The organism is Stenotrophomonas maltophilia group sp. RNC7 (genome assembly GCF_030910085.1).
Classification (GTDB): Bacteria; Pseudomonadota; Gammaproteobacteria; order Xanthomonadales; family Xanthomonadaceae; genus Stenotrophomonas; species Stenotrophomonas sepilia.
In genome coordinates, this window is sequence record NZ_JAVFVN010000916.1 from 1 (window position 1) to 1334 (window position 1334).

Genomic DNA, 1334 nt, shown 5'->3' on the forward strand with positions numbered 1-1334 from the left:
GCAACAAAACAACCAGAGTGGCTGCCAATGTCAGTAATGCTGCAATAAGCCAGAATCCCATGGCTACGACTTAAGCGCAGCCAAGGGAAAAACCAACCACTACCTGCAGCAAGTTGCTGCCTAGGGCAATTCGCCGCAAAGGATGTCAGGTCAATGGCGTCCAGCTGCCATCCGGATTGCGACATGCAGTTCCGCGCGAAGTCTGCTGCGATCCGCCGATGGTGAAGCTGTGCGAATACTGGCGGCAATTCTGGGAGCCGACCTGATAAGGCTGCGCCGCTGTCACATCGCCGGAATTCGATCCGCTGCCGCTCCAGGATACAACCTTGCCCGCGGGCGAATATTCGAGCGCGCGATATTCGGCCTCAAGCGCCTTCTTTCGGTCGGCTGCATTCAGCTGGTTGGCCGAACTGCCGAGAAGACCATTGCCGAGCGGCGTCAACAGGCTGGTTTCCGGCTTCTGCGCCGCAGAGCCGCCGCCTAGCGAGCCAAGCCCGATCCCTTTGCCGGTGGTCGTGCCACAAGCTGACAATGCAAGCGCCACGGCAAACATCGTCGAAGCAACTGAAACCGGGTGAGAAGACAACCTGGATACCATTACCATAACAACCAGCCTTCATGAACAATTAGCACGCATACTATAACGGAATGCGGCTTTTCAATTTATCTTCTAGTTCGCTTTCAGCCAAAAACAACCGTCAATCTTCTGTCAGGGGCAACAGGACACGGACTCCCAGTCCGCCGAACGAACTCTTGCCCAGATGCAAGCCGCCGCCATATTCGCGGACGGTATCCTGCACGATCGCCAGTCCCAGCCCGGTTCCCGGTTTCGTTTCGTCGACGCGGCTGCCGCGTTTCAGCGCCGCCTCGATCTTGTCCGATGCCAGCCCCGGCCCGTCGTCTTCGATCAGGATTTCGAACCGGCGTTGCTCGCCGGAAACGGGGGAAAGCCTGATATGGATGCGTTTGCGGCCCCATTTGCCCGCATTCTCAAGCAGGTTGCCGACGATTTCTTCCAGATCCTCCCGCTCGCCCGCGAAGACCGCGTCAGGCAAATCGTTGCGGAACGTGACCTTGAAAGCCGGGTTGAGCTTAGCCGTTACCCGCTGCATGCGCTCGAGAACCGGGGTCACAGGCGTGCGGAAAACAACGCTGTCGCGCTGCGCGGCGATACGTGCGCGTTGCAGATAATGCTGTATCTGCACCTGCATCGCCTCGCTTTGTTCCTGGACGATGCGCCCATGTTCGCCGCCCATGCTTCGTGCTTCATTGACCAGCACCGAAAGCGGTGTCTTGAGAGAATGGGCGAGATTGCCGACCTGCGTTCGAGACCG

The 1334-nt window shown here is 58.5% G+C and carries 2 protein-coding genes; both read right to left on the reverse strand.

The features are described from left to right. Positions 1 to 145: 145 nt before the first annotated feature. Positions 146 to 553, reverse strand: a complete 408-nt coding sequence (locus tag RCF13_RS23485) for a hypothetical protein (protein WP_006472693.1) — start codon at positions 551 to 553, stop codon at positions 146 to 148. Positions 554 to 698: 145 nt separating this feature from the next. After that, a partial coding sequence (locus tag RCF13_RS23490; protein ID WP_308141589.1) for an ATP-binding protein occupies positions 699 to 1334 on the reverse strand: 636 nt, incomplete at its 5' end.